This window comes from Ruegeria sp. ABM4_193 (assembly GCF_056158705.1).
The window spans coordinates 616,785-640,000 of record NZ_JBSWTT010000001.1; the positions used below are offsets into that span (position 1 = coordinate 616,785).

General features: G+C 56.2%; 22 protein-coding genes, 1 tRNA gene and 1 pseudogene. 9 read left to right on the forward strand and 15 right to left on the reverse strand.

The features are described from left to right. Positions 1 to 69: 69 nt before the first annotated feature. Complete coding sequence (locus ACXADZ_RS03020; RefSeq protein ID WP_475192586.1) at positions 70 to 1,023, reverse strand: SDR family oxidoreductase; 954 nt, start codon at positions 1,021 to 1,023, stop codon at positions 70 to 72. Positions 1,024 to 1,191: 168 nt separating this feature from the next. Between ACXADZ_RS03020 and ACXADZ_RS03025 the strand changes: the two genes are divergently transcribed. Further along, positions 1,192 to 2,091 (forward strand): AraC family transcriptional regulator, encoded by a 900-nt coding sequence (locus ACXADZ_RS03025; protein WP_475192588.1) that lies wholly within the window; start codon positions 1,192 to 1,194, stop codon positions 2,089 to 2,091. Positions 2,092 to 2,227: 136 nt separating this feature from the next. Here ACXADZ_RS03025 and ACXADZ_RS03030 read toward each other — a convergent pair. The 3 genes and pseudogenes from ACXADZ_RS03030 to ACXADZ_RS03040 all read right to left on the reverse strand — a co-directional run bounded on the left by ACXADZ_RS03030 (position 2,228) and on the right by ACXADZ_RS03040 (position 7,392). Then, positions 2,228 to 2,859: pseudogene (locus tag ACXADZ_RS03030) on the reverse strand (site-specific integrase). Positions 2,860 to 3,075: 216 nt separating this feature from the next. Further along, entirely contained in the window at positions 3,076 to 6,219 is a 3,144-nt protein-coding gene (locus ACXADZ_RS03035) for an efflux RND transporter permease subunit (RefSeq protein WP_475192589.1), read from the reverse strand. Between the two features lie 12 nt (positions 6,220 to 6,231). Beyond that, entirely contained in the window at positions 6,232 to 7,392 is a 1,161-nt protein-coding gene (locus ACXADZ_RS03040) for an efflux RND transporter periplasmic adaptor subunit (protein ID WP_475192591.1), read from the reverse strand. An 87-nt stretch (positions 7,393 to 7,479) separates the two neighbouring features. On the opposite strand from ACXADZ_RS03040, the gene ACXADZ_RS03045 reads away from it, so the two are divergent. Continuing rightward, positions 7,480 to 8,121 carry a TetR/AcrR family transcriptional regulator gene (locus tag ACXADZ_RS03045; protein ID WP_475192592.1) on the forward strand — a complete coding sequence of 214 codons (642 nt, stop codon included), beginning with the start codon at positions 7,480 to 7,482 and terminating at the stop codon, positions 8,119 to 8,121. 260 nt (positions 8,122 to 8,381) lie between these two features. Here ACXADZ_RS03045 and ACXADZ_RS03050 read toward each other — a convergent pair whose 3' ends face one another. Further along, entirely contained in the window at positions 8,382 to 8,882 is a 501-nt protein-coding gene (locus ACXADZ_RS03050) for a cupin domain-containing protein (protein ID WP_253284750.1), read from the reverse strand. Positions 8,883 to 8,941: 59 nt separating this feature from the next. Between ACXADZ_RS03050 and ACXADZ_RS03055 the strand changes: the two genes are divergently transcribed. Beyond that, positions 8,942 to 9,523 carry a TetR/AcrR family transcriptional regulator gene (locus ACXADZ_RS03055; RefSeq protein WP_475192593.1) on the forward strand — a complete coding sequence of 194 codons (582 nt, stop codon included), beginning with the start codon at positions 8,942 to 8,944 and terminating at the stop codon, positions 9,521 to 9,523. A 354-nt stretch (positions 9,524 to 9,877) separates the two neighbouring features. Here the strand turns inward: ACXADZ_RS03055 and ACXADZ_RS03060 are convergent. Then, positions 9,878 to 9,953, reverse strand: a tRNA-Val gene (locus ACXADZ_RS03060). Between the two features lie 307 nt (positions 9,954 to 10,260). On the opposite strand from ACXADZ_RS03060, the gene modA reads away from it, so the two are divergent. From modA to modC, 3 genes are read left to right on the forward strand one after another with little or no spacing between them, the layout of a single operon-like run. Next, positions 10,261 to 11,040 (forward strand): molybdate ABC transporter substrate-binding protein, encoded by a 780-nt coding sequence (gene modA, locus ACXADZ_RS03065; protein WP_475192595.1) that lies wholly within the window; start codon positions 10,261 to 10,263, stop codon positions 11,038 to 11,040. A gap of 5 nt (positions 11,041 to 11,045) precedes the next feature. Next, complete coding sequence (gene modB / locus ACXADZ_RS03070; protein ID WP_171672880.1) at positions 11,046 to 11,738, forward strand: molybdate ABC transporter permease subunit; 693 nt, start codon at positions 11,046 to 11,048, stop codon at positions 11,736 to 11,738. Continuing rightward, positions 11,735 to 12,835: a molybdenum ABC transporter ATP-binding protein gene (gene modC, locus ACXADZ_RS03075; RefSeq protein ID WP_475192597.1), complete on the forward strand. Its 1,101-nt coding sequence runs from the start codon at positions 11,735 to 11,737 to the stop codon at positions 12,833 to 12,835. Before modB ends, modC begins: the two co-directional genes overlap by 4 nt. Positions 12,836 to 12,837: 2 nt before the next feature. On the opposite strand, the gene ACXADZ_RS03080 is transcribed toward modC, so the two are convergent. Beyond that, a complete protein-coding gene (locus ACXADZ_RS03080; protein WP_475192598.1) occupies positions 12,838 to 13,764 on the reverse strand; it encodes a Hint domain-containing protein in 927 nt (308 codons plus the stop codon). Beyond that, positions 13,765 to 14,277, reverse strand: coding sequence for a toxin-activating lysine-acyltransferase (locus ACXADZ_RS03085; RefSeq protein ID WP_475192600.1), 513 nt, complete (start codon positions 14,275 to 14,277; stop codon positions 13,765 to 13,767). It lies immediately after the preceding gene. 234 nt (positions 14,278 to 14,511) lie between these two features. Here ACXADZ_RS03085 and ACXADZ_RS03090 point away from each other — a divergent pair, with 234 nt between their 5' ends. After that, positions 14,512 to 14,868 carry a hypothetical protein gene (locus ACXADZ_RS03090; RefSeq protein ID WP_253762985.1) on the forward strand — a complete coding sequence of 119 codons (357 nt, stop codon included), beginning with the start codon at positions 14,512 to 14,514 and terminating at the stop codon, positions 14,866 to 14,868. A 3-nt stretch (positions 14,869 to 14,871) separates the two neighbouring features. Here the strand turns inward: ACXADZ_RS03090 and hemF are convergent, their stop codons facing one another. The 4 genes from hemF to clpS are packed head-to-tail and all read right to left on the reverse strand — an operon-like array spanning position 14,872 to position 17,952. Beyond that, the gene (hemF, locus tag ACXADZ_RS03095) at positions 14,872 to 15,756 is read right to left on the reverse strand and encodes an oxygen-dependent coproporphyrinogen oxidase (RefSeq protein ID WP_475192601.1); all 885 of its coding nucleotides are present in this window, start codon (positions 15,754 to 15,756) and stop codon (positions 14,872 to 14,874) included. A gap of 5 nt (positions 15,757 to 15,761) precedes the next feature. After that, positions 15,762 to 16,562 carry an SDR family NAD(P)-dependent oxidoreductase gene (locus tag ACXADZ_RS03100; RefSeq protein ID WP_171184216.1) on the reverse strand — a complete coding sequence of 267 codons (801 nt, stop codon included), beginning with the start codon at positions 16,560 to 16,562 and terminating at the stop codon, positions 15,762 to 15,764. Positions 16,563 to 16,598: 36 nt separating this feature from the next. Further along, complete coding sequence (locus ACXADZ_RS03105) at positions 16,599 to 17,564, reverse strand: class I SAM-dependent methyltransferase (protein WP_475192604.1); 966 nt, start codon at positions 17,562 to 17,564, stop codon at positions 16,599 to 16,601. 46 nt (positions 17,565 to 17,610) lie between these two features. Next, entirely contained in the window at positions 17,611 to 17,952 is a 342-nt protein-coding gene (clpS, locus tag ACXADZ_RS03110) for an ATP-dependent Clp protease adapter ClpS (RefSeq protein ID WP_171093379.1), read from the reverse strand. A 93-nt stretch (positions 17,953 to 18,045) separates the two neighbouring features. On the opposite strand from clpS, the gene ACXADZ_RS03115 reads away from it, so the two are divergent. Both ACXADZ_RS03115 and ACXADZ_RS03120 read left to right on the forward strand, forming a co-directional pair. Continuing rightward, positions 18,046 to 18,747 (forward strand): HAD family hydrolase, encoded by a 702-nt coding sequence (locus ACXADZ_RS03115; protein WP_475192607.1) that lies wholly within the window; start codon positions 18,046 to 18,048, stop codon positions 18,745 to 18,747. 280 nt (positions 18,748 to 19,027) lie between these two features. Then, entirely contained in the window at positions 19,028 to 20,416 is a 1,389-nt protein-coding gene (locus ACXADZ_RS03120; protein WP_171649053.1) for a D-alanyl-D-alanine carboxypeptidase family protein, read from the forward strand. Positions 20,417 to 20,505: 89 nt separating this feature from the next. Here ACXADZ_RS03120 and ACXADZ_RS03125 read toward each other — a convergent pair whose 3' ends face one another. From ACXADZ_RS03125 to ACXADZ_RS03135, 3 genes are read right to left on the reverse strand one after another with little or no spacing between them, the layout of a single operon-like run. Then, the gene (locus ACXADZ_RS03125; protein WP_475192610.1) at positions 20,506 to 21,267 is read right to left on the reverse strand and encodes a LamB/YcsF family protein; all 762 of its coding nucleotides are present in this window, start codon (positions 21,265 to 21,267) and stop codon (positions 20,506 to 20,508) included. A gap of 12 nt (positions 21,268 to 21,279) precedes the next feature. Continuing rightward, on the reverse strand, positions 21,280 to 22,278 hold the full coding sequence (locus tag ACXADZ_RS03130; RefSeq protein ID WP_475192611.1) for a 5-oxoprolinase subunit C family protein: 999 nt from the start codon (positions 22,276 to 22,278) through the stop codon (positions 21,280 to 21,282). Next, positions 22,275 to 23,024 carry a 5-oxoprolinase subunit B family protein gene (locus ACXADZ_RS03135; protein WP_475192613.1) on the reverse strand — a complete coding sequence of 250 codons (750 nt, stop codon included), beginning with the start codon at positions 23,022 to 23,024 and terminating at the stop codon, positions 22,275 to 22,277. Before ACXADZ_RS03135 ends, ACXADZ_RS03130 begins: the two co-directional genes overlap by 4 nt. Positions 23,025 to 23,216 lie beyond the last annotated feature (192 nt).

The following is a 23,216-nucleotide window of genomic DNA, read 5'->3' on the forward strand; positions in this document are numbered from 1 at the left end:
ATACGCAGCGCTGTGCACAAATGTTAGCTCTTGAAGCAGAGCATCGGTAACCGTATCGCATATAGCTGATCAAAGTTCCCAGCTGAAACCAGTCGCCTTTTCGGATACGTTCCATAGCTGAACCATGACATCTTTTTCATAGGCATGCGGGTTTAATGTGCCCCTGCCGACCGGGCCAACGGCTTCAAAGCGACCTGTTGGTCCATAAAGCGCGCGTTGTTCGGTCAAAGTCTCTTCAGTGGCGCACATGACTTCGGGATAGGACCCTTGTTCAGCCGTTTGAACCATCGGCGTCATGGTCATGAGCCACCAGATGAACCGCATCGTCCGGCTGCCATTGGTGCTGATCAGTGACGTTGCCGACGAGCCGGGATGGCAGACATAGACCTCGGCTTCGGTGCGCCCTGCGCCGGCAAGCCTGTCCTGCAATTCGAAAGCGAACATCATTTGCGCCAACTTGCTTTGCGAGTAGGCGGTGTTTGGGCCGTAACCCTCTTCCCAGTTCATGTCGTCGAACTTTATCGTCTTCAGCCCCAAATTATAGCCGAGACTGGCGACAACGACGATCCGACCTTTCGTGGCTTCGATCCGTTCGAATAGCATCCCGCAAAGCAGGAAGTGACCATAATGATTGGTGCCGAGCTGGCTCTCGAACCCATCCTCAGTCAGCTTTCGGGTTGGCACCTGCGCGATGGCCGCATTGCAGATGAGCGCATCGATCCGGGTAAGGGAATTAAGGACCTCGCCCGCAGCTTCACGCACGCTTGCAAGCGAGGCCAGGTCTATGCGAATGAAGCTCACTTCCGCCTCGTTGCCGAACTCACTTTTAAGGTCCGCAACAGCGGCCTGAGACTTCTCAGCTGAGCGGTTCAACATCACGACTTTAGCGTTCTTTTTAAGGAGCGTCCGCGCAGCCTGGAGTCCGGCACCGGCGTTGGCACCCGTGATGAGGTAGGTCTTGCCGGAGAGGTCGCTGAGACGTTCGGGTGTCCAGCCGTTCGGTCCGAATGTGGTATCTGGCATCTTTTGTCTCCTATCTGCGTGGGCGCGGGGACCGAGTGAATAGTGTTTTAACTTGGAAATGCAGATAACTCTCGCTTGAACTCTGAAATAGGCGAGATCATCGCAAATACTTGCCCAATTGTATCAAGGTAGTTGCCAGTTTCGATCTGGAGCCTTTACACCTCTCTTATGAGCAAGGATCAGATCAAGCAAATCATCGCAGACCGAACCGAAACGGACGGCCTGACCGAGACGGGTATCAAGGGTGTACGCCTGTTTCGCGCCACGCAATCAATCCCCTGTGTTCCAGCCGTTTACGAGCCCTGCATCGTGGCCATCGTGAGCGGGGTGAAGGAAGCCGTTCTGGATGGCCGAAGATACGAATACGACAACAGTCAATACCTCTGCTGCCCAATGTCGATGCCGGTCAAGGCGGGGACGCCTTTGGCTTCGCATGACAAGCCGCTCTACGGGGTTATGATCTCACTGGAACAACGTGTTATGGCCGAGCTGGCGATGGAGATGGATAATGCCGGGGGCGCGCTTCCTTCGGTCAAAGGCGAACTGCGGGAGCCGGGAATTAGGCTCGCACGATGGGACGATGGGTTCACAGAAGCGCTGCTGCGGCTGCTGCGGCTCGGAGACAGCGAGACGGATACAGCGGTTCTCGGCGAGGCGCGATTGCGTGAGGTGCTCTATGTGATTCTGAAGGGAGAAGCTGGCGACTTCGCACGGCAGGCATTCGGCGCTGGCAACGCTATCGCACGTTCCATTGCGCATGTGTCGTCACACTTGGATGCGCCGATCTCGATTGACGATATGGCACGTCGAGCGGGCATGAGCCGTGCGGTCTTCCATCGCAAATTCAAGCAGGTCACGACGATGGCTCCAATCCAGTTCGTTAAGTCGATGCGTCTCAACAACGCCGCCATGAAGATCGCGGGCGGGATGCCGGTGAACGAAGCCGCAATGGACGTTGGTTATGTCAGCCCGTCCCAATTCAGTCGCGAGTTCAAGCGCATGTATGGGCAATCGCCGAGGCAATGGGGTGACGCACAGAAGCTAATGGTCAAAGTTGCTTTAGGCTGACTTGTCAGCGTTTTACACTTAGCAGTCCTCATAATTTGTACTTGCAGCGGATGTCAGCAATGCAGGCTCGGAGAGCAGCAATTCTGGTTTTTCCGAATGAAGGGAAAGGGCCGCCCACGAGAGCGACTCGTTAGCGTTAGATCTCTATCGCTTCGGCGATTACTAGGGCATCCTCGAGTTCGACGCCGATACATCGAACTGTGTTGTCCATCTTAGTTTGGCCAAGAAGAAGCCGAACCGCTCGAAAGTTTCCGGTCTTCATATCGATTTGAGTGATCTTGGTTCTCCTAATTGAATGTGTTCCGTAGGAGCTTGCTTTGAGGCCGATCGACGTGGCCCCTTCGCGGACAAGCCGTACATATTGACGCGTCGAGATGTGCAGTCGTACGTGGAGTCAGCTGGACCAAGGGTACTCCGATCCGACCATTAGCTCGTCTTCCATACACTTCTCTGCAGAGGCTCTTGTGCCTTCAGATAATTCAAAGCGTACGTGTATCTGCGCCTTGCTTTGAAGGACCGAATCCCGTTCCTTGATCTGACCCGATGACATGACTTCGGCGACCTTCATCTTCATCAGATCGCAGTCGCGGAACTTACTGTCGAATGCCTTGTTGAAGAGCGTAAGATCGCGATGGTTTTCAGAAAGCTCATGGCGCACTCGGATCGCCCAGACACCTTTTGGTTTCAGAGGGCGTTTTGATCTACCACACGCCCATTATTCCAAGCTGGACGAAGTGCACGAATGGCAGGTAAGTTTGGGTTTTCCATGGTTGATCCTCTGATCCACCATGCCGGCCGGCAATGACAACACGACGTTGACGTAATACAATGTCATAGAATGTTGCACGCTGCGCGGATGACGGTGAAGTGCAGAAACCAAGTTTAGCAAAGTCCGGCTTGCGGCCCATAACGGAACTCGAACCTTGCGTCGAACAACGACGGATTTGAAACATACCACCTCGCAAAGCGAAGTAGTCTCAATCCTCATTCTGCCACAAGCGCGACAATTGCTTCTTGAGGCTGGGAATGTTGGTTGTTTGCCTCAAGCGGTTTGTTGAGCTTGCCACGATACATCAACGCAAACACGGGTGGGGTGAAATAGAAGGATACAACAGTCGACAACAGTACGCCCCCGGCGATTGCAACGGCGAATGGCGGCCAAAATGCTCCTCCAGCTATGATCAGGGGTAGGAAGCCGCCAAAGGTTGTGATTGTTGTCGAGATGATGTGCCGACTTGAACCAGTCACAACGCGCGCCATGGCCGCTCGGTCCCCTTGGCTTGCGTCAGCGTCTTGTTGCAACCCGGTCAGAATGATTATCGCCGCGTTGATCGAAACCCCGATCGATCCGATGACCCCGATGATCGCCGTAATTCCGAACGGGAATTGCATAACGGCCAGCGACAGCATTGAAAGGCCTGCAGACAACACGCACACGACCAAGGTCACAAGGGTCAGCCGGAACGAGTTAAAGGTCAGAACGATGGTCGCGATGGAGAGTGTCACAATCAAACCAACAGAGGCAAGCAGATTGCCAACGGTGTTGGATCGGGCATCACTGTCGCCGCCTAAGGACATCGAATAACCTTGCGGCAACACAAACCCGGACGCATCAAGTGCTTCTAGTACGTCCTGCAACGCCTCTTCGGGCAAAATACCGGGTACGATAAACGCCTGAATAGTGTTTTCGCGCGTACCGTCCGTTCGAGTTATTACGCTTTCTGCCGGTTCAATCACGGGCTTGGCCAATTCCGACAGCGGTACCGCTGGGAAGGCTCCAGTCGCAGATATCGCAGCTGCATTTGGCAGTAGGATAGGCATACTGAAAATCGCGCTTAGATCTGACCGCACCTCGTCACCTAAGCGAACGCGCACCGGCAACTGTTCAGTCCCTTCGATCAGTGATCCACCGGTGATGCCAACAAGCGCCGTGTCCAGCTGACCAGCTATATCCGCAACGTCCAGTCCCAGCAGACGCGCTTTGACCTCATCAATCTCGAACCGGATTTGAGGGTTGCCTCCGTTCACGCTGGCGCGCGCCTGGGTTACCAGATCGAGATTGGCCATGACTGAACGCACCTCGTCGCCCAGATCACGCAATACCGTGATGTCCTGCCCCTGAATTTTGACTTCAACCGGTGCGTCGACCGGAGGGCCCTGAACAAGACTGCGAACGATGATCTGCGCGTCAGGAAAGCCAGTATCCAGACGACTCTGCAACGTTCCAACAAGGCGGGCGGCGTCGTCGGCCGTGTCGGTCGTGATCATAGCTTGTGCGAACCCAGGCTCGCGTGAGCGGTTTCCAACGATGTTGTAGTAGAATGCCGGGCCGGACTCTCCGACAGTCCAGTAGACACTTTTGACGCCGTCGTCAGCCAGCAGCATTTCATCGATCTGGCGGGCAGTTGCTTCGGTGGTGGCAATTGACGTTCCACCCGGCATATCGACTTCGATATAGAATTGGTTGCGGTCGACGCCCGGGAAGAATTGCGCGGTCAGCGTTGGAAAGGCCGCAAAGCCAAGCACCGGCAAGATCAATGCCAACGCGATGGATCGCACAGGATTAGCAACAGACAATCGAATTGAGGCCTCGAACATACGGGCAAGTGGCGGGATGCTGATACCGCGGCTCAGCATTCCTGCGTCTGGGCGATCGGACAGTAGCCAGCCCGCAATCGCCGGAGTCACAGTCAAGGCCACAACCAGGGACCAGACAAGCATAAGAACCACGGCGATAGCGATGGCGCCGACAAAATCGCCTGCGGGTCCCGGCAGCAATATCATCGGCGTGAAGGCAAGCGCCGTTGTCACGGTCGATGCCAGCAGTGGCGCGGCCAACCTGCGAACAGCATCTCGTACGGCTGCAAGTCGCTCCATCCCATCCTGCAGACGACGTCGGATTTCATCGGTCATCACGATGGCTGCGTCAACGAGCAGTCCGAGGGCAACAATCAGTCCGGTCACAGACATCTGATGAATTGGCAATCCAATCATGTTCATCGTCGCCAGGGTCGCCAATGAGACAACCGGCAAAACCAAAGCCACAATCGCGGCTGCCCGAACCCCTAACGTAACAAACAAAACTGCCACGACCAGAGCCACGCCAATGGCCATGTTGACCCCAACCTCTGACAAACGATCCGTCGTGTACTGGCTTTGATCAAATAGCAGTATTTCCTGCATGCCCAAAGGTACCGACGCGGCGCCGGCATCAAGCTCATCCCGAAGGAAGCCTGTCCAACGGTCGATCTGTACGCCGTCCTGCGCCAGAATCCCGACCAAAACGGAGGGCTTTCCGTTGGCAAACGCGATTGAGGACCGCGGTTCGCGTGCGCCACGGTCTACGCTTGCAATATCTCCGAGCTTCACCACGGCACCGCCTGCGTTTTCACGCAGGACGATGCTCCGAATGCGATCCAAACTCTCAATTTCTCCGCTGACGCCGATGGTCAGGTCGACATCAGATTGCAACCGCCCAGACTGAACCTTTCCGTCTGCTTCGGCGATCCGCTGGGAAATCTCGGCAGCGCCAAGCCCAAGCGCAGCGGCCTTGTCCATATCGACGCTTACGAGCACCTCTTCTTTCGGCTGACCGAAATAGTCCACTGCTCGCGTGGCAGGTATCGCACGCAATCTGTCGCCCAGTGCTTCGGCATGACGTGACAACAATGTTAACGGAAAGTCTGGATCCTCGGCCGCAACTGCAATGACCGCAGAATAGGCAGAAATGCCCTCGGCATCGAATTCCGGCGGAAAAACTCCTGCCGGAAAGTTCTGGCGCGCATCTTCGACGGCATCCCGAGCCTCGGCCCAAACCTGCTCAATGGTGGCTTCGTCTAGCGTTTCCAGCAATTCTACCGAAACGACCGACACACCCGAGCGGGAGACTGAACTGATCTCATCCACCTCGGCGATTTTACGCAGTTCTTCTTCGATTTCTGCAGTGACCAGCGCTTCAACCCGTTCTGGATCTGCACCCGGGAACTGTGTCGTTACAGTTGCGAAGAGGTTGGTGATCGTAGGGTCTTCTTGTCGCCCAAGAGACAGGAACGAAGACAGACCTGCGGATACAAGCACTAAAACGATTAGGGCAACCAGCCTGGGGTGGCGAAAGGTAAGGGTTTCCATCAGATCGCTCCGTTACTCGCCAGTGTTGAAGGCAACGCGTTGACCAACGCTGACTCGCTGCGGCCCCTGATCGATCAGGACGGTGCCGTCCGGAAACGCGCCACGCACAAAGACGCGGTCGTCTTCGGCATGCAGCACTTCGACCGCCGCTAGCCGCACAGTTTTTTGCGCGTCGGCAACGAGCAATGTCCATTGCCCGCGCGTTCCTTCCTTCAGAGATGTTGTAGGCACCCAGGTCCCCGCACTTTGGACGGGATCGAGTACATGCACACGTGCGGTTTGTCCGAAAGCAACGTCCGGCGCGTTCTTCAAACCGAATAGCGCGGTGCGGGTTCGGGTCACCGGGTCAATATCGGGCCGTAAAGTTGCAAGCTCAGCCTGATAGCTTTGACCTGCAATTTCGATTTCAACGTCAGTCAGCAGCGCCGGATCAATATCGAGAGGGATACCTATCCGAACCTGCGGCGACACGACCTCGACCATACCCAGAACCAACTCGCCCGAGCGCAAAGTTTCACCGCCATCCACGTGTCGCGCGGTTATTCGACCGGCAAACGGGGCTTCGATACTGGATTTCTCGATTCGAACGGTCACATCACGCAAGCCCGCATCTAACTCGCCAATCCTGGATAGCAATTCATCCTGCTGAGAAACGGCCTCGTCCAAACGGGCTTGGCTGGTAAAGCCTTGTTCAATTAGTTTCGCGTTTCGCTCGACCGTTTTCTTTGCAAATGAAAGTTGGGCTGCAATGGCGTCACGTGATGCTGTCAGACGGTCGCGTTCGACCTCCAGCAGTGCGATGTCCAGTGTCGCAAGAAGTTGACCCTTGGCAACCTCATCACCTTCATCGACCAGAATTTGATCCAGCGTCCCGTTCAGTTCGAAAGAGATATCTGCCGAACGCTGAGGTTCGACCTGCCCGATGAATACACGGTCGACTGTGTAAGCGCTCTCGGACGTGATCGGTGTCACGGACACGGGTGTCACAGCGGCGGCATCTGGTGCGGGTACAGCGTCCGCTCTACGGGTGAGCTCGGATGCGCCAAAGTAAACGGCGGCCGCTGCAACAGCTATAAAACTGACGGTCACTCCCAGGCGCACAGTGCCGCGCAACACACGTGCAAGTGGGCTCGGTTTGGTCGCTTCAGTAGATGAAATTGCAGGATTCGGCATTTGGGGACCTCATCAAGTTAGCGTCTCTAACATATGTTAGAAGTTCTCACTTTGACAAGAGATACGTGATCTGGCACATGTTGGATCATGAGCAGCACCGAAAAAAATCGTCCGACAAACAGACAAGCGGCTGGTCTTTCCGTTAGCAAGAAAGCCTATCATCACGGCGATCTCCGCGCTGCACTGATCGAAGCAACCCGACAGTTGGTTGAAGAAAAAGGTCCGGACAGTTTTTCTGTATCCGAGGCGTGCAGACGCGCGGGCGTATCAACCGCGGCACCTTACAAGCACTTCAAAGACAAGACAGAAATGCTGGTTGCCACTGTCCTTGAAGGAATGGATCGGCACCGAGACAAAATGCTTGCCGCGCTGGAAGGTGTTCCTGAAGGATCTCCCGAGCGCCTTACTGCCATAGGAATGGAGTATATTGCCTTCGCGTTAAATGAGCCCGGAATCTTCAGACTGAAATTTGGCGGCTTCACAGACCGTATTGCGGACCCCCGACTGGAGGAAGGCGGCCAGCAAAGCTTCGGGATTCTTTTGACTGAAGTAGCAAAGTGTCTCGGTGAACCGGGAATCACAGACGAAGTTCGCCGCCGTGGTTTTTTGTTGTGGAGTTTCGTGCACGGGCTGTCGTTCATTCTGCATGACAAAGGGCTTGCGGAAAAAGGCGAAGAGTTCGATCTTCATGCCCTTCTTGAGGACGTTTCGGAAAGAATGCTGAGTTGAGCGTTCTCACGCCAAAACGAACTCAACCAAGCACTGATAGCAGACGATCTATGCCGCTATCGCGCCTGCGCCTAAACGATTGCTTTGGTTCACGTAGAAGACATTTTTGGAAAGCGCCGCGAATGTCCGCTATCCAGAAGCGCAAGGTCTCGTCGTGAATGTCGGCTTCGGGTTGAGCCAGTATTACAAGGTAAGGTGTACGGCAGAGGCTTTGTACCAAAGCCTCCGTTTCGTAACCCGGAGCTATGCACGCGCGTTCGTTAGCTGGGAACGTCCGCTGGCGCCAGGATTGTCATTCCCACTCGGTCCGCTACGGCCATGATCGCCGGAATGTCTGGTGGTCCATCTGGCGCTGGGATATCGGTCGTGCCATCAGGCATTGTTTCACCGGCTTCAGTAAAGAAAGTGTCATGCATCGCGCCGGGGGCGTTGATGCAAAGTAGCCGGCCAGGCCGCTCTCCGGTGCATGTAAAGGCGTGCACTGCGCCGTCTGGAACCTTAACGAAGTCACCACATTTGACGTTGACTGTCTCACCATTCAAAAAGAACTCGAATTCACCATCGAGCACATAGAAGCTCTCATCTTCGCCAGCATGATGATTGGGTGGTGCACCGGCACCAGGTGCCGTCTTTATCTCAACAATTGTGCAACGATCTCCTGTCTCATTGGGAAAGGCATGAAAAGTCAAAAGGTTCCCAAGAAGATGATAAATTCGCGGGCGAGATTCAGTCATTACTGCGACTCCCTTTACTTGAAACATACCTCTCTTATGATACATATATCTACTTATGAGACAAGTGTATCACAAAAGGCTTGAAATTGGCGCCTCGTACAAATCAAATCAACCGAACGCGAGAAGTACTTCTTTCGGCTGCACGTGACCTGATGTCGGAAGGCAAGGAAGTCACGCTGGCAAAAGTCGCTGAACGCGCCAAAATCAGCCGTGCGACGGTCTATCGCTACTTTTCTGACCCGAGTGTCTTAGCCTTAGATGCGACGCTGGATCTTGACGTCACGCCTACGTCGGAACTTCTTGAGGGACTGGATGACGTTAGGAGCCGTGTACATGTGGTCGCGCGTTACTATCTGGAATTTTCTCGGGTTCATGAGGCGCACTTCCGGCAGTTTCTGGCGGAATCACTCAAGGCATCTCTTGAAGATGGAACGGTCAAAATGCGTGGTGCTAGAAGAGTGGCGGCTTTTTCGGAAGCACTTGCGCCAGTTCACCGATTGCTTGAGCCGAAGGAAATTGACGACCTGGCGAAGCGATTGTCCATGACGACGGGCATGGAACAACTTGTCATTCTTGAAGACATTTTGCGTGTGAACGAAGAAACCGGTTACCAACTTCAGGAAGGGTTGGTCGACGCTCTGTTAGATCGGTACTTGCCAAAAAACTGAGGCAGAATTCAGATGCTTACTTTGTCTTTAAACTACCGGCAAATAGACGCCAGTTTGACGTCCGCCTTGGGCTTTGAGCGGTCAATTGTGACCACCGAAGAAAACGGTAACACGGAGCCCAGAAGGCGCTAGGAACATGCTCGCTATAGCAATTTTGCCAACCCGGTACAGAAACGGTTTTGGCGGTGCCATCAGTCGGTACAGCGACCCTAAGAGAGAACACTTTACCTCTAAGGAACAATCCTCTGGGTAGTCCAACACGGTTTTGAGGTTTCGATTCCCGGACATTCACCCTCAAATAGTCTCCAAGTTCTCGTTACAAGACCCTGAGTAAGCCATTGAAAATGAAGGGAATGGTGGGTGATGAGAGACTCGAACTCCCGACATCTTCGGTGTAAACGAAGCGCTCTACCAACTGAGCTAATCACCCGTGACGCTGCATGTAGCTAAGCCTGAGGGCGGGTGCAAGAGGGTCTGAGTGATTTTCTTGAATTCTATTCTTTGGCCGATCCGTGTTGCCCTGTCCGTCTGGAGTTCCGTACTCTGAATAATCCCGTGCTGCCGCAAATCTGAGTATTCGCGGTGTGATGATGGTCATGCCTAATCGACGCCTTGACCCTTTTGGACTTTCTGCAACGCAGCGGCACGGATCTCGGTAATTTCTCAAAGGCGCTTGCGTGGGGGCTGTACCCTCCGATATTCCCGAAGGGACTGCAATATTCCGGTCGGGAGTGTACATGACCCTAACCTTCACCCGCCGTTTCTGGATGGTGGCACTGGTCTTAGGTGTATTGGCGTTGGCGCCAGTCCGCGCCGGGGCAGAAGGTGTTTTGGTTTTTGCAGCGGCGAGTCTGAAGACAGCGCTGGACGAGATTGCTGAAAACTATGAAACGGAAACGGGGCACCGTGTCACGGTTTCTTACGCGGCATCGTCGGTACTGGCGCGCCAAATTCAGCAGGGCGCGCCTGCCGACGTGTTCATCTCGGCGAATCCTGACTGGATGGACATACTGGAGCAGGACGGTTTTATCCGGGCGAATTCGCGGGTGGATTTGCTGGGCAATGGTCTGGTTGTGATTGGTGCGACAGGTCGAGAAAGTTGGGGAGAGATCCAACCTGGTCACGACCTAAAGGCCGAATTGAACGGCGGTTTTCTGGCGATGGCCCTGGTTGATGCCGTGCCAGCAGGTATCTACGGCAAAGCCGCGTTGCAAAGCCTGAATCAATGGGACGCATTACAGGACCGTGTGGCGCAGACCGACAATGTGCGCGCAGCTCTGGCACTTGTGGCGGCAGGGGCTGCGCCCTTGGGAATTGTGTATCGATCAGATGCACAGGTGGAAACACGGGTCAGTATTTTGGCGACGATTCCCGACGACCTGCATCCTGAGATCATATATCCTGCGGCCGTCACTTCATCAGCCCAGGGTGGAGCACAGGCCTTTCTGGACCATCTACGCAGCGATGCGGCGTTGTCCGTTTTTCAGGAGCAGGGGTTTTCCCTGCCGGGCGGGTGATCCTCGTGGACTGGTTGGGCCCTGCCGAAGTTGAAGCGTTAAAGCTGTCTCTGCGCGTGTCGTTCTGGGCGACGCTGGCGACATTGCCGTTTGGGATATTCGTAGCCTACGCGCTGGCCCGCTGGCGGTTTCCCGGCCGTCAGGTGTTGAATGGTCTGGTGCATTTGCCCCTGATCCTGCCACCTGTCGTCACGGGGTATCTGTTGTTGCTGACATTTGGCATTCAAGGACCGCTTGGGCGTGTTCTGGCAGAGTTCGGGATCGTAGTCGCGTTTCGCTGGACCGGGGCTGCGCTGGCTGCCGGGATCATGGCCTTCCCGTTGATGGTCCGGGCCATACGCTTGTCCATCGAAGCGGTGGATCCAAAGCTGGAACAAGCGGGGGCCACGTTGGGGGCATCGCGCCCGATGGTGTTTCTGACCGTGACCTTGCCGATGATCCTGCCGGGGGTCATTGCCGGTGCAATTCTGGCTTTTGCCAAGGCAATGGGCGAATTCGGGGCCACCATCACGTTTGTGTCTAACATCCCCGGACAGACCCAAACGCTTCCGTCTGCAGTCTATGCATTCCTGCAGGTGCCGGGCGGCGAGGCGGCTGCAACGCGACTGGTCCTTATCTCAATCGTTATCGCGATGAGCGCGCTTCTTTTGTCAGAATACGTCGGACGGCGCGCTGCTGCACGGGTGGCCGGGTCATGAGCCTTTCCGTTCGGTTGCAACATCATTTGCCGGATCTCGATCTGGATGTCCGCTTTGAGGCACCACCCGGAGTCACTGTCTTGTTTGGGCGGTCGGGATCGGGCAAAACGACAATCGTCAATGCAGTGGCCGGGCTGCTGCGACCTCAGGCGGGTCGCGTTGCGGTCGAGGACTGGGTTTTATTCGACACAGATCGGGGACAATGGCTGCCGCCGCACCGTCGGCGATTGGGGTATATCTTTCAGGAAGGGCGGTTATTTCCCCATCTGACCGTACGCCAAAATCTGGCCTATGGTCGCTGGTTTGCCCCGAAAAGGGCGCAGCGGGAAGATCCCGCGAAGGTCATTGAAATGCTGGGCATTGGCCACCTGCTGGATCGCCGTCCAGCCGGGTTGTCTGGGGGCGAAAAGCAACGTGTGTCCATTGGGCGGGCGCTGCTGGCAAGTCCGCGCCTTATTCTTGCGGACGAACCTCTGGCTGCGCTGGATGAAGCGCGGAAAGCGGAAATTCTGCCGTATTTCGAACGTCTCAGGGACGAGGTGTCGGTTCCTATTCTCTATGTAACCCACTCGGCGGCTGAGGTCGCGCGTCTGGCGACTTCGGTTGTTGCGCTTCAAGACGGAAAAGCCGTGCGTCATGGGCCCGCTTCTGAGGTTTTAGCCGATCCTTCGGTGGCCCCCGCAGGGGTGCGCGCAGTTGGGGCCGTTTTAGAAGTTCAGGTCGTGCAGCATCACGCTGACGGGCTGACAGAATTGAATGCCAACGGCGCACGATTGTTCCTGCCGCGCATTGCGCATGACGTCGGGGCGCAATTGCGCATCCGCATACCAGCGCAAGAGGTGATCTTGTCAAACCAAAAGCCCGAGGGATTGTCTGCGCTGAACGTGCTCAGCGGTACGGTGGCCTCGATCCGGTCGGGCGAGGGGCCTGGTGCAATTGTCTCCGTCACAACCCCGGCAGGTAGTGTTCTGGCACGCGTCACACGTCGATCGGTGGCAGCGCTAGACTTGCAGGTGGGCAGCCCATGTCACGCGGTGATCAAGACGGTTGCCTTGGCGCCGCAGGATGTTGGCGGGCGTATCGGGGCGGGCCAGTAAATTCAGGCAAGCGCGCGCGCCTCATGTTCGCGCAGGATCAAACGCGCGGCGCGACCAAACCCGGTGCGACCCGAGGCTGGCCGGTCCGGAAAGATTGCAGCAAGTTCCCGAAGCGCGTCGGAGGACAGCGTGTAAAGCGCTTCTTCCCCCAGAAACAGGCTTTCAGCTTGCGCCCCTTCCACATTCAGAATTTCATGCCGGTCCAACAAGATATGCAGGTATTCTACCTCCTCCACCGAGGTATCCACAAAAATGCCCGGCCAGTCGCATAGATGCTTTGCAGCCACCAGCGCCTCGGCAGCGCCAAACAGCAAATCTACCTTTGGTCCTTTCACCAGAATGCGGTGTTGTTGCGAAACCAGAAGATCCCGGCACGGTGTGTTCGGCCCCAGACTTCCTGCCGAGATTCGAACCGGCTGCATTGCAGGTTCAGCGCATAATCCTTCGGGAGCAAGCACGCTGCTTTCAATCCAGCGAATGGGTTGCAGCCCGTGATCTGCGGTTGCCACCTTGTGGCCCACGCGTAGTGTTTCAATGGCCTGTGGGCCGTCCTCGGTTTCGATCAACGTACCGGCGGCAAAGCACACACCTTCGATCCTGATCGTGACCGCTACCGGGTCCGGATCGTTGGCAAACGGCACAGTGAACGGCCCAATCTGCGTGGTGCCCGTAACGCTGATAAAGAAGGTATCGAAAACGACCTGCCCGTTGTCCAGGCTGTCAAAAAAGGCTGGATCTACCGTATAGGTCCACTCGCCTGTATTCGGGTCGATCGAGGCGGTGCCGTTGGCGGGTGGCGTTGCAATGGTCCAGGTCTGGGTTGTGGGTGTAAACGTGCCATTGTCCAGCGTCGGTTGCCCCATCGCCACGTTAGGTGGGGATCCGGTCACGTCGCCGGTCAATTCGCCTGTGATTGTAACCGAGACCACCTATTCTTCGCCCTGCTGCAACACCTGTTCAAACTCTCGTTTCCGATACAGGCGCATATGAACTTCGCCTGCCTGATCCCGAGTCCACTCGACAATCCGGTTTCGCGTCATGTCGCTGTCCATCCGGTTTGTCCGCACACGCGGATGAGGGATTTCTTGCTTGAGGATATCAACAATCTGGCTCGTCTGTCCAAAAGGGGCCACCAGATCGACGATCCAAAAGGAAGGCCCACCGGTAAAATCCGCTTCCTTCAACGGTTTTTCCTGCACTGCATAGCGGTACTCGGCCTCGGGGCTGAGCCCGGCAAAGGTGACAAAGCCACGGGGAAATCCGTTTTGCCGGAAGATGTGATACTGACCAAGGCGGAACGGCGTCTCGAACGCAAACAGCACCTGTGCAAGGGTGCGTTTCTGATGTGTTTTTGTAAGTCCCGCCAGATAGAACATCGCGCCAAGGTCAGCGTATTTCTCGGGCGGGATATCGAACCAGTCCTTTGGAAAGCTCTTGCTCACAGGATCGCCATTATATGATTAAAACCATAAACTTAGGTCTATTGTACCGTCTCTGCGCAATAAGGGTAGAAAAAATTCCTTGCGCCACCCAGTCACCGTCGAGGCAGGTTTGAACCACTTTACTCAAAGACTGCTGCCGCTATGTTCAAAGTACTGATGATCAATTCTCGGGATATTCAAGTTATGCAATTTGTAAGGATTTTCGCCCCAACTGCGCTTGCTTTGATGCCCGCAATGGCCGACGCGGTAGGCTTCGGGCTGGACATCCGGCCACAATTTCGAACCGAGATTACAGCGCTTCCGGATGGGGTCTATGAGGTCAAGGCTCTTGGATCGTCGGCACCCGTAACTTACTGGTGCGGGATTGGTGACTTTGCGATTCGTACACTGGGCGTGCCAAATTCGCAGCGTATCTACATTTGGCGCGCTTACGAGAGGGGCGTCAGAACCGTGCAGTTTTCGCTGACCCCACCTCCGGGTGCTGATACCAATCCGGGTTATTCGATTACGGTTAGCCGGGTCGGGGAAAACATGTCGGCGTCGTCAGCACAGAACTATTGCTACGACAACTTCATTATGGATACGTTCTGAGCGTCAGACCCATTTCGCCATCGGCGGCAGGCTCATCAGAACTGCATCCGGGTCATGTCCGGTTTCCAGTCCGAATTTAGTGCCACGGTCGTAGACCAGGTTGTATTCGGCATAAAGGCCGCGATGCACGAGTTGTGTATCCTTGTCCGCGTCCGAAAATCCCTGAACCCGCCGTTTTTCGACCAATGGCAGGAAGGCAGGCAGGAAGGCCCGACCGATGTCCTGGGTCAGGGCAAAGTCGGCCTGCCAGTTACCGGTGCAGTAGTCATCCATGAAAATTCCACCCACGCCTCGTGCACGCTTGCGGTGAGGAATATAGAAATACTCGTCTGCCCAGTCTTTCAGGCGCGGATAATGCGCAACGCCATGCGGATCCAGATGGGACTTTTGGGTGGCGTGGAAATGGCGTGTGTCATCATCATATTCAATGCAGGGGTTCAGGTCCGATCCGCCACCGAACCACCAGGCGTGTGGGGTCCAGAACACGCGTGTGTTCATGTGCACCGCAGGGACATGAGGGTTTTGCATATGCGCCACCAGGCTGATCCCCGAGGCCCAGAAGCGGGGATCCTCGGTCATGCCGGGGATGCCCTTGCGCGCCGCCATTGCGTGCTGCGCGCGTTCACCCAATGTGCCGTAGACGGTTGAGATGTTGACGCCAACTTTCTCGAACACGCGACCGCCACGCATCACAGACATCAACCCGCCCCCTGCATCCGAGCCATCCTCAGACTGGCGCTTGGTTTCTTTGACCTCGAACCGACCGGGTTTTGCATCGGAAAACGGTCCAGTGTCGTGGCTGTCTTCAAGGGCTTCAAACGCAGAGACAATGTCGTCGCGCAGTTGTCGGAACCAGGCGGAGGCAGTGGATTTTTCTGTATCGAACATGTGTCTTAGTGGGCTGGGGCGGCTACGGGGTCAAGCAATGTACGCCCGCCGTCGATTGTCAGGATCTGACCTGTAATGAAACCGGCTGCATCGGATGCCAGAAACTGCGCGGTTTCGGTCAGCTCTGTCGCCGAAGCGATACGGGCCAGCGGTGTGTGTTTTTCGATATCGTCTCGGAAGTCCCGGTTTTCCTTGAGGGTCGATTGTAACGAAGCGCTCATGACCGAACCCAATGCGATCGAGTTGACCCGAATACGGTTCGGTGCAAGCGCAACTGCAAGAGATCGGGTCATTTGATCCAACGCCGCAGTCGACACGGAATAGGCCATCAGGTCGGGATGTGTTCGGCGGGCTGCGATGGACGAAAGGTTGATGATCGACCCGGCAAGGTTTTCCTCGTCCCCGTCCGCTTGTTTGATCATGCGTTTCGCAACCAATTGGCTCAGCCGCAGGGCCGGCATCAAGTTTTGGTTCAGCAGGGTGCGCACCGAGTCGTCATCAGGGTCCAATGGGTCCGAAGGGATCACTTGTCGCGCTCCATTGATCAGGATGTCCACCTGATCAAAAGCATCCAAAGTGGCCGATAGCAGATTTGCTATGGTCAGTTTTTCGCGCAGATCGCCCGCAAAATAACGGATGTTTCCGTCTTCAGCCTGTTCGCCCAATTCATCGACCAGGCGCTTTTCGTCCATGTCGGCGAACATGACATTTGCACCTGCATCCGCGAAATGACGTCCGATAGCCAGCCCGATGCCATTGGCTCCGCCTGTTACGATTGCTGTCTTGCCAGCGATGGAAAAGGACATCCGAATCCTCCTGAATTGGGGGCAGGTTAGCGAGCCTTAACGCCGAGGGCGAGAGGCCTGAAGCACCTTGAACCGGTTGTCTCCGGCAATTTCAGTGACCTGAGCGAAATGTTCGTTCAGCGTGGTCTCATAGGGCAGGTGGCGATTGGCCACCATCCAAAGGGTTCCGTTGCGGGTTAGATTGCGTTCGGCTGAGACGATGAACCCCTGACCCAGAGCCGGGTCCGCGTTGCGCGAGGTGTGAAACGGGGGGTTCATGACGACGGTGTCGATGGGTTCGGGTGCAGTCCAAGTGACGGCATCTGCCCAATAAAACTGAGCCCTTTGATCAGGAGCGTTTTTGCGCGCGCATGTCAGAGCGGTCTGATCCGCCTCTACCAGATGCAAAGACTTGACGTTATCGCGCTTCAATACGTCTGCGGACAAAAAACCCCAACCGGCGCCCAGATCAGCCACGCGAGCGCCCAGTTTGGAAGGCAAAGACTTCAATAACATGGCCGAGGCCGGGTCGATCCCATCTGCCGAAAACACCCCCGGCGCTGTATGAAAACTGCCGACCATCTGCGCCGTAGGCGCGGCCCAGTCTTCGAAAGCAGAAGCATCAGCCTGAAACCAGAAAATCTTGCCATGTGCTTTGGACAAGGGGCCCTCGACATCAACCCGCTTGCGCACATCTTTCAATATGCTGTCCACCCCGTCGGTCTTGGCACCATCGACCACGACAACCCCAGCAGCCCGTGAACACGCCCGCTGGATCATCGCGCGCGCCAGCGCCTTGGCACGTGGCAAAAACACGATAGCGTCCTGACAGGGTGCAGCTGCTTCGGGCACCGTGTCAAAGCCTTGCGCCGCAAAATGATCGTGAAAAGGTTTGAACGGTTGCACCACCTGCGCGTCAGCGGGGAGCGCTGACAGGTCGTGGTCTGGCGCAGGGCCGATCACAGTCAGCGGTTGCGACAGCGACAAGCCGTTTTGCAATGCAAGTTCCAGGCGAGGGGACATGGGCAATTCCGGCAGAGTAAGGAAAGGGCGCGATAGGCGGGGCGCCTTATTCTTCGCGTTCCATGGTGCATTGCAGCGGGTGCTGGTGCCTGCGGGCAAAATCCATCACCTGGCCAACTTTGGTCTCGGCAATCTCATGGCTGAAGACGCCGACAACGGCCACGCCTTTTTTGTGAACGGTTAGCATGATTTCGAACGCCTGGGCGTGGGTCATGCCAAAAAAACGCTCCAGCACGTGCACGACAAATTCCATCGGCGTGTAATCGTCGTTCAGCAACAGCACCTTGTACAGGGGCGGACGCTTGGTTTTTGGGCGCGTCTGCAGCAGGACTGACGCGTCTCCGTCGTCGTCCGGTGTGTCAGACATCATCCAGGTCTTTTCCAGCATCGTGTGTAACTGTCCGATTCAGGCTTGGGGTTTATCTTGGCGCTTATATAACGTGGGCATCGCCGGTGAAAAGAGCAAGCGGACGTAAATAAGATGACGGAAAAACTGACCACAATCGGGTTTGATGCAGATGATACCCTTTGGCACAACGAACGGTTTTTCCAGCTGACGCAGGCCCATTTTGCTGAATTGCTGGTGGATCACGCTGACCGGGATCACCTGATGGAGCGTCTTCTGGCCGCGGAAAAGCGCAACATTCGTCACTATGGGTATGGGATAAAGGGATTCGTTCTGTCGATGATCGAAACCGCCATCGAAGTGACAGAAGATCGTGTTCCGGCCTCGGTTATTCGGCAATTGATCGATGCCGGGCAAGAGATGCTGGCACATCCGATCGAGCTGTTGCCGCATGCCCGTGATGCGATTGAGAGCGTGTCCGACGCGTACCGGGTCATACTCATCACCAAAGGCGACCTGATCGATCAAGAGCGTAAACTGGCCCAATCCGGGCTTGGCGACTTGTTCGATGGGGTCGAGATTGTGTCGGAAAAGACCGCAGAAACTTATCAGACGATTTTCGAATCCCACGGCGATGGTCCGGCGTCTGCGATGATGGTCGGCAATTCCATGCGCTCGGATGTGGTGGCCCCGATTCAGGCCGGATGCTGGGGGGTTTATGTGCCACACGGTCTGGTGTGGGAGGTTGAGCACGCTGACGCCCCGGTTGACAGCCCGCGATTCCGCGAGCTGCGCGATTTGGGCGACTTGGCCGATCTGGTGTGCAGTTTGAGATGATGTTGCCTTTTGGCCGCAGTCCCGGAAAAACCTTGTTGTGCTCCGGCAAAGCGATGCCACAATCGCGCATTTGGTGGGTCTGCGCGATTGGTTTATCTACATATAGCGCTTTGTGGCGCATATGACGAAATCGCGAAAAGCGCAGCTTTCAGTTTCTTTTATGCCCCCCCTGTGTTAGGATTTAACGCAATAAAATATATTTTGCCGACCGGGAAAACCCGGCGGCGCGAGGCAGACAGAGGCAAAGATCGTGCAGATTCGGCGGACAGTTCCGGCCCGAATGGGCTTATTCCTTATAGCGATGCTATGTGCGCTGGCGTTTGCGCCGCTCAAGCCCATGGCGGCACCCTACGCGGCAATGGTTATTGACGCCCGCACCGGTGAGGTTTTGCATTCGCGCAATGCCGATACGCGGCTGCATCCGGCATCGCTGACCAAGATGATGACGCTTTATATTGCGTTCGAAGCGGTGCGAAACGGTGAGATCACGCTGGATACCCCTGTGCGGATCACCAAGAAGGCTGCGGCTGAGCCGCCGTCCAAGCTGGGCCTGCGGACAGGACAGACGATTGCTTTCCGGTATCTGATCCGAGCGTCAGCGGTGAAATCAGCCAATGATGCGGCAACTGCTATTGGGATCGCCATCAGCGGGTCCGAGGCAGCTTTTGCCCGCCGTATGACCCGCACCGCGAAAGCCATGGGGATGAGCCGTACCACTTTCAAGAACGCGCATGGTCTGACCGAGTCGGGGCATTTGTCCACCGCACGTGACATGACCACGCTGGGACGGCACCTGCTGTATGATTACCCGCAGTATTATAATCTGTTCTCGCGTCAATCGACACATGCCGGGATCAAGACTGTACCAAATACCAACCGTCGCCTGCTGGCTGCGTACAAAGGGGCAGATGGCATCAAAACCGGGTATACGCGCGCTGCTGGGTTCAACCTGGTGGCGTCAGCCAAGCGCAAGAATGAACGGATCATCGCGACCGTCTTTGGTGGAAAGTCGGGCGCATCGCGCAATGCCAAAGTGGCCGAGCTTTTGGATCTGGGTTTCCGTCGTGCCCCGTCGCGTGCACCCATTCGCAAACCGGCACGCCCGGCTTATGCGGGGAATGCAGGATTGGGCACACAGGTCGCACGCCTGAGTGGGCCTCCCAAAACCAGCCTGCGTCCGGTTGTGCGCCCAAGCGCTTCGACACAGGTTGCAAATGCAGTGGCGGCGACAGCAGATCAGAACCGCGACCGGATCACCAACGGTATCGCAGCGGCAATCGCCCAGGCAGATATCGCGTCGACCACCTCGCCTGAACAAGCAACGGGTACACGCCCGGCGCAACGCCCGTCCGATCTGGTGCTGGCCTCAACCGAAACGGCGAAGCAACCCGAGCCCGAGCAGGAAGTTGTCACCCGCCTTTCTTCGTCTGGCGGGCATCTGTGGGGCGTCAATGTGGGGCGTTACACCACACGGTATGAGGCCGAGAAGGTTCTGCTGAAAACCGCTTTGTCAGAAATGACGACGCTGGAAGGCACGCTGCGCAAGGTGAACCAAAGCTCGCGCGGGTTTGACGCAACTTTCCAGGGCATGACCCGCGAGCAGGCCGATCTGGCGTGTCGTCGGTTACAAGCCCGCAATGTGACCTGTTTCATGATCGGACCATCATAAGGTTCGGCAAAATACTCTCCTGTTGGGTCTGGGCTGTGGTTCTCCACAGCCCTTTTTTCATGATAGTGCAGCGCTAAAGGTGTGTAAGATTACCGGACGAACTTTGTCACCTCGACGCCGCCGCTGATCAGGCTTTCCCTGACGGAACGGGCGATCTGAACCGCAGTTGGTCCGTCCCCATGCAGACAAATCGTGTCGATGGAGGTCTCTAGCCGTTTGCCGCTTTCCGTAATTATCGCGCCTTCGCGGACCATGTTCAGAATACGTGGACCAGCCACATCAGCGTCATGGATCACGGCACCGGGCAGGCTGCGGTCGACCAAGGTGCCATCGTCATTGTAGGCGCGGTCGGCAAAGATCTCGCCCACCCATTTGCAGCCAAGTTCGCGCACTGCGTCTTCCTGCTTTGTGACCGCAAGCACCATGACAATGATGTCGGGGTCCACATCCAAAGCGCCCTGATAGCAGGCCCGCGCCATATCAATATCGACCGAGCACATATTGGCCAACGCGCCGTGCAGCTTGAGATGCCGAACTTTTGTGCCGCCCGCCTTTGCCATGCCCATCGCGGCACCCAGTTGATACCGGACCAGATTGCGCAACGCGTCATGGGGCACTTTCATGTTCCGGCGACCAAAGCCCTGCAGATCGGGAAAACCGGGATGCGCACCAATGCCCACATTGTTCTCAGCTGCCAATTGCATGGTCGTCGCCATCACATCCGGGTCACCTGCGTGAAACCCACAGGCGATGTTGGCAGAGGTGATGATTTTCAGCAGGCTTTCGTCATCGCCGATCTTCCAGGGGCCAAAGCTTTCCCCCATATCAGCGTTCAGATCGACGCTTGGCATTGGCATATCTCCTTAATCGGTGGCAGAGATCACTCCGCCGATCAATTGGTAGGACAACAGGTCCGGTATGTCATGCGGGTCACGGACCAGAGGTTCAACCCGCGAAGGCAGGCGCGCAAGATCTGACAGGAAGGCTGTGTGTAACGCGTTGGCCTCTTCCATGCTGACAAATTCGAAATGGATGGAACCGCCCGCAGGTGTCTGTGCCGCACAGGGCATATCGCAGGGCAAAACGGTTGCGATACGAGGATAACCCCCAGTGGTCTGGCACTCTGGCAACAGAATGAACGGATCACCTGTGCCGGTCATTTGAATATCGCCTGGGGTGATTACTTCGGACAATATGTTCAACTGCCCCGATGCCGCGAACCCGTCGCCGTTACTGTCCACTTGCATCCCCATCCGGTTTGCGCGTGCACCGCGTCGGAATGTGGTCGCAGCAAACCGATCCAACGTCGCCTGATCGAACAGCGGTGTTTGAAAGCTGGCCACCACACGCAACGTGCCACCTGAAAACCGATCAGCGGGCTGCAGTTTCAACCCGCTCTTACCCGCATGAGGGCCACAGCTCAGCCTGTCGCCCTGTTGTATCGCTTGACCGATCCGCGCCGTTAAATGCGCCGCCCGCGATCCCAGAAAAACCTCAGACTCTATTCCACCCCCTAAATGAAGATAGCCGTAATTCCCTTTCACAGCGGCCCCGATGACCAGTCTTTGCCCGGCGACCAAATGATGCGACGCATTCCAGGCCACAGGGCTACCATCAACGGTCGCCTGCATTGGTGCACCGGTCAAAGCGATGTGCATATCTTGCGCGGCTTCGAATTCGCCTCCCATCCCGGCCATTTCCAGCGCCGCAAGGTCCGGGCTCTGCCCCAGCAACGCAGCCCCTTCATGCAAGGCGAATATGTCGGCAGCGCCAGAGCGGGACAAACCCTGATCCAGATACCCGATGCGCCCCTGATCTTGTATTGTGCATGAGGGGCCGATCCGACGGACAGTCAGGCTCATGGCGCGATTTCCTCGCAGGTGGCACCGCCGCTGCCGTCTGCATTGTTCGCGCGGATATGTTCCAACTCTTCGCGAGATATAGGTTCGAACAGCAATTCGTCTCCGGGGCTAAGGGGGAAGGTCTCGGACATCTCCGGGCGAAAGCATCGAAAGGCGGTTTGCCCGACATGCCGCCACCCGGTTGGTGTTGGGCCCGAAAACAGGACAAATTGCGAGATGGCCAGAACCAATGCGCCTTCAGGCACCATGGGGGTCAGGTTTTGCAGCCGGGGAATGTTGAACTCGGGTCCCAAAGGCCCAAGATAAGGTTGTCCGGGCGCGAACCCGATTGTCAGAACCCGTACCCGTGATTGACCCAGGCGACGTGTTGCCTCTTCCGGTGTCAACCCTGCGGCGGCTGCGGCATCGTTCAGTTGCGGTGCCAGGTCGGTTCCGTAAACCGTCGGTACACGCCACAGTTTGCGACCCGTGGGAAGCTGCGTGTTGTACCAGTCTTTTTGGCCAACAAGATGCTGCAGCCTGTCCAGCATCTGCTTATGCGAAATGCTCTGTGTGTCGAAACGCACAAAAGCAGAACCCAAAGACGCGGATGACTCCGTGACCTCATCCCAGCTCTGACGATCCACTTCAGAGCGAAACGCCAGAGCTGCGCGGTTTGCGTCTTCGGACATGCTGTCCGCAAAAGTTACCAGCGCTCCGTCAAACCCAACGGTTCTGACCAAAGGAAACTGAAGATGGCGAGCCATACCGATCCTGCGTTTGTGTCGACTACATAGTAGGGGAACCAGACCCCATCAGAATAAGATGTGCAAGGCGGGTCTTGGTGGTGCTTTGCAGGATACGAAAGAGACGTATGTGGGTCTTCTTTATCGGCCTGATCGGTTTTCGATTCCTTTGGTCAATAAGATTCAGGATTTGATGGAATCCCCGACTCGATT